The 5,340-nt window shown below is 57.5% G+C and carries 3 rRNA genes; all 3 read left to right on the forward strand.

Going from position 1 to position 5,340, the window contains the following annotated elements:
• The first annotated feature begins 157 nt into the window (after positions 1–157).
• The 3 genes from AB0F58_RS29860 to rrf all read left to right on the forward strand — a co-directional run bounded on the left by AB0F58_RS29860 (position 158) and on the right by rrf (position 5,334).
• Positions 158–1,672 (forward strand): 16S ribosomal RNA (locus tag AB0F58_RS29860).
• 357 nt (positions 1,673–2,029) lie between these two features.
• Positions 2,030–5,138, forward strand: a 23S ribosomal RNA gene (locus tag AB0F58_RS29865).
• A gap of 79 nt (positions 5,139–5,217) precedes the next feature.
• Positions 5,218–5,334: ribosomal RNA gene (gene rrf / locus AB0F58_RS29870) — 5S ribosomal RNA — on the forward strand.
• The 16S, 23S and 5S rRNA genes sit together here, the layout of an rRNA operon.
• Positions 5,335–5,340: the final 6 nt, after the last annotated feature.

Raw genomic sequence — 5,340 nt, forward strand, 5'->3', positions numbered from 1 at the left:
CCGGATGGTGTGTGGTTGTTCTTTGAGAACTCAACAGGGTGCTTGATAAGCCAGTGCCAATTAAGTTATACCCCGTGCTGGTTGGGCCTTCGGGTCTGGCTGGTGGGGATTCCTTTGGCAACACTTTTTGTTGCCGGGACGATTGTTCAACAAGTTTTTGTTGGAGAGTTTGATCCTGGCTCAGGACGAACGCTGGCGGCGTGCTTAACACATGCAAGTCGAGCGGAAAGGCCCTTCGGGGTACTCGAGCGGCGAACGGGTGAGTAACACGTGAGCAACCTGCCCTAGGCTTTGGGATAACCCCGGGAAACCGGGGCTAATACCGAATATGACCTGCGGTCGCATGACTGTTGGTGGAAAGTTTTTCGGCCTGGGATGGGCTCGCGGCCTATCAGCTTGTTGGTGGGGTGATGGCCTACCAAGGCGACGACGGGTAGCCGGCCTGAGAGGGCGACCGGCCACACTGGGACTGAGACACGGCCCAGACTCCTACGGGAGGCAGCAGTGGGGAATATTGCACAATGGGCGGAAGCCTGATGCAGCGACGCCGCGTGAGGGATGACGGCCTTCGGGTTGTAAACCTCTTTCAGCAGGGACGAAGCGTAAGTGACGGTACCTGCAGAAGAAGCGCCGGCCAACTACGTGCCAGCAGCCGCGGTAAGACGTAGGGCGCGAGCGTTGTCCGGATTTATTGGGCGTAAAGAGCTCGTAGGCGGCTTGTCGCGTCGACTGTGAAAACCCGCAGCTCAACTGCGGGCCTGCAGTCGATACGGGCAGGCTAGAGTTCGGTAGGGGAGACTGGAATTCCTGGTGTAGCGGTGAAATGCGCAGATATCAGGAGGAACACCGGTGGCGAAGGCGGGTCTCTGGGCCGATACTGACGCTGAGGAGCGAAAGCGTGGGGAGCGAACAGGATTAGATACCCTGGTAGTCCACGCTGTAAACGTTGGGCGCTAGGTGTGGGGAGCCTCTCCGGTTCTCTGTGCCGCAGCTAACGCATTAAGCGCCCCGCCTGGGGAGTACGGCCGCAAGGCTAAAACTCAAAGGAATTGACGGGGGCCCGCACAAGCGGCGGAGCATGCGGATTAATTCGATGCAACGCGAAGAACCTTACCTGGGTTTGACATGGCCGCAAAACCGGCAGAGATGTCGGGTCCTTCGGGGGCGGTCACAGGTGGTGCATGGCTGTCGTCAGCTCGTGTCGTGAGATGTTGGGTTAAGTCCCGCAACGAGCGCAACCCTCGTTCGATGTTGCCAGCGCGTTATGGCGGGGACTCATCGAAGACTGCCGGGGTCAACTCGGAGGAAGGTGGGGATGACGTCAAGTCATCATGCCCCTTATGTCCAGGGCTTCACGCATGCTACAATGGCCGGTACAATGGGCTGCGATACCGTAAGGTGGAGCGAATCCCAAAAAGCCGGTCTCAGTTCGGATCGGGGTCTGCAACTCGACCCCGTGAAGTCGGAGTCGCTAGTAATCGCAGATCAGCAACGCTGCGGTGAATACGTTCCCGGGCCTTGTACACACCGCCCGTCACGTCACGAAAGTCGGCAACACCCGAAGCCGGTGGCCCAACCCTTGTGGAGGGAGCCGTCGAAGGTGGGGCTGGCGATTGGGACGAAGTCGTAACAAGGTAGCCGTACCGGAAGGTGCGGCTGGATCACCTCCTTTCTAAGGAGCACCTTCCACCGAAAGGTGGCAAGGAGCCCGCGGCCTACGAATGTTGGGTCGGGGTGCTCGATGGCGGAGACACTGGTGAGTTTTCTCCTGGCAACGGCCGGAATCTTCTAGTACACGCTCTCTTCGGGGGGTGCAGGAACGGGGGTTGTGGTGCGGCTGGTGGAGAGCGGATGGCACCCTGTTGAGTCCTGAAGGAACAACCCTGTGTGGTTGGTTTCTTTAGGCGAAAGCTGCCAGGCATGGCCTGGTGTGGCATACCGCCGGTGGTTACCGGGTTTGGTGTCGCACTTTGTGGGTTGTGGGTTGGTCGTTGGTTGAGAATTGCACAGTGGACGCGAGCATCTTTGTGGTCAAGTTGTCAAGGGCGAACGGTGAATGCCTTGGCACCAGGAGCCGATGAAGGACGTGGGAGGCCGCGATAGGCCTGGGGGAGCTGTCAACCAAGCTGTGATCCCAGGGTGTCCGAATGGGGAAACCTGGCATCAGTCATGTGATGTCACCTGCACCTGAACACATAGGGTGTATGGGGGGAACGCGGGGAAGTGAAACATCTCAGTACCCGTAGGAAGAGAAAACAAATAGTGATTCCGTGAGTAGTGGCGAGCGAAAGCGGATTGAGGCTAAACCGGCTGCGTGTGATACCTGTCAGGGGTTGCGTGGTCGGGGTTGTGGGACCCTGCTACATGAGCTGACACTCGTGTGAGGAGTTATAAAACCAGTTGCTAGCCGAACAGTCTGGAATGGCTGACCGTAGGCGGTGAAAGTCCGGTAGGTGAAAGTGGCTGGTCTTCTGTGGGTGTTCCCGAGTAGCGGCGGACTCCTGAAATCTGCCGTGAATCTGCCAGGACCACCTGGTAAGCCTAAATACTTCCTGGTGACCGATAGCGGACAAGTACCGTGAGGGAATGGTGAAAAGTACCCCGGGAGGGGAGTGAAATAGTACCTGAAACCGTTCGCCTACAATCCGTCGGAGCCTTACGGGGTGACGGCGTGCCTTTTGAAGAATGAGCCTGCGAGTTAGTGGCATGTGGCGAGGTTAACCCGTGTGGGGGAGCCGTAGCGAAAGCGAGTCTGAATAGGGCGTTTTTAGTCGCATGCTCTAGACCCGAAGCGGAGTGATCTAGCCATGGGCAGGCTGAAGCGCGGGTAAGACCGCGTGGAGGGCCGAACCCACCAACGTTGAAAAGTTGGGGGATGACCTGTGGTTAGGGGTGAAAGGCCAATCAAACTCCGTGATAGCTGGTTCTCCCCGAAATGCATTTAGGTGCAGCGTCGCGTGTTTCTTGCCGGAGGTAGAGCACTGGATGGTCTAGGGGGCCCACAAGCTTACCGAAATCAGCCAAACTCCGAATGCCGGTAAGTGAGAGCGCGGCAGTGAGACTGCGGGGGATAAGCTTCGTAGTCGAGAGGGAAACAGCCCAGATCACCAGCTAAGGCCCCTAAGCGTGTGCTAAGTGGAAAAGGATGTGGGGTCGCATAGACAACCAGGAGGTTGGCTTAGAAGCAGCCACCCTTTAAAGAGTGCGTAATAGCTCACTGGTCAAGTGGTTCCGCGCCGACAATGTAGCGGGGCTCAAGCACACCGCCGAAGCTGTGGCATTCACATTTTTACTTCGCCAGGCCTTGATGTCTGGTGCAGGTGTGTGGATGGGTAGGGGAGCGTCGTGCCGGGGGTGAAGCATCCGAGTGATCGAGGTGTGGACGCGGCACGAGTGAGAATGCAGGCATGAGTAGCGAAAGAAGGGTGAGAAACCCTTCCGCCGGATGACCAAGGGTTCCAGGGCCAGGCTAATCCGCCCTGGGTGAGTCGGGACCTAAGGCGAGGCCGAGAGGCGTAGTCGATGGACAACGGGTTGATATTCCCGTACCCGCGAAAGAGCGTCCCTGATGAACCTCGTTGTGCTAACCATCCGAACTGGCGGCGGTCTTCGGACCAATGTTGGGGAGCATGGGAACCTGGCGGGTAGTAGTCAAGCGATGGGGTGACGCAGGAAGGTAGCTGAGCCCGGCCGGTGGTTGTGCCGGGGTAAGCGTGTAGGCCGTACCATAGGCAAATCCGTGGTGCACAGGGCTGAGACGTGATGCCGAGCCGATTCAGGTGAAGTCAGTGATCCTATGCTGCCGAGAAAAGCCTCTAGCGAGTTCTTAGCGGCCCGTACCCCAAACCGACACAGGTGGTCAGGTAGAGAATACCGAGGCGATCGGGCGAACTGTGGTTAAGGAACTCGGCAAATTGCCCCCGTAACTTAGGGAGAAGGGGGGCCGGAGACGTGAAGCCCCGCGCGGGTGGAGCGTTGTATGGCCGCAGAGAGCAGGGGGAAGCGACTGTTTACTAAAAACACAGGTCCATGCGAAGAAGTAATTCGATGTATATGGACTGACGCCTGCCCGGTGCTGGAACGTTAAGGGGACCTGTTAGCTCTTCGGGGCGAAGCGGAGAACTTAAGCGCCAGTAAACGGCGGTGGTAACTATAACCATCCTAAGGTAGCGAAATTCCTTGTCGGGTAAGTTCCGACCTGCACGAATGGCGTAACGACTTCCCCACTGTCTCAACCACAGGCCCGGCGAAATTGCAGTACGAGTAAAGATGCTCGTTACGCGCGGCAGGACGGAAAGACCCCGGGACCTTTACTATAGCTTGACATTGGTATCCGAATTAGCTTGTGTAGGATAGGTGGGAGCCGGTGAAGTCCGTACGCCAGTACGGGTGGAGGCAATCTTGAAATACCACTCTGGTTGATTTGGGTATCTAACTTCGGACCGTTATCCGGTTCAGGGACAGTGTCTGGTGGGTAGTTTAACTGGGGCGGTTGCCTCCTAAAAGGTAACGGAGGCGCCCAAAGGTTCCCTCAGCCTGGTTGGCAATCAGGTGTTGAGTGCAAGTACACAAGGGAGCTTGACTGTGAGACTGACAGGTCGAGCAGGGACGAAAGTCGGGACTAGTGATCCGGCACTTGCGAGTGGAAGCGGTGTCGCTCAACGGATAAAAGGTACCCCGGGGATAACAGGCTGATCTTCCCCAAGAGTCCATATCGACGGGATGGTTTGGCACCTCGATGTCGGCTCGTCGCATCCTGGGGCTGTAGCAGGTCCCAAGGGTTGGGCTGTTCGCCCATTAAAGCGGTACGCGAGCTGGGTTTAGAACGTCGTGAGACAGTTCGGTCCCTATCCGCCGTGCGCGTAGGATACTTGAGAAGGGCTGTCCCTAGTACGAGAGGACCGGGACGGACGAACCTCTGGTGTGCCAGTTGTCCTGCCAAGGGCACGGCTGGTTAGCTACGTTCGGAAGGGATAACCGCTGAAAGCATCTAAGCGGGAAGCTCGCTTCAAGATGAGGTATCCCACCATCTTCGGATGGGTAAGGCCCCCAGCTAGACGACTGGGTTGATAGGCCGGAAATGTAAGCCCGGTAACGGGTTCAGTTGACCGGTACTAATAGGCCGAGGACTTGACTACATTCTTGCTGTTTCGCGTCCACTGTGTGATTCACGGCTAACGAACAACCTGACCCGGTTGTTTGATATGTCGATAGTGTTACGGCGGTCATGGCGGAGGGGAAACGCCCGGTCACATTCCGAACCCGGAAGCTAAGCCCTCCAGCGCCGATGGTACTGCACTCGTGAGGGTGTGGGAGAGTAGGACACCGCCGGACTTCTTT

This window comes from Micromonospora sp. NPDC023956, assembly GCF_040639195.1.
Classification (GTDB): domain Bacteria; phylum Actinomycetota; class Actinomycetes; order Mycobacteriales; family Micromonosporaceae; genus Micromonospora.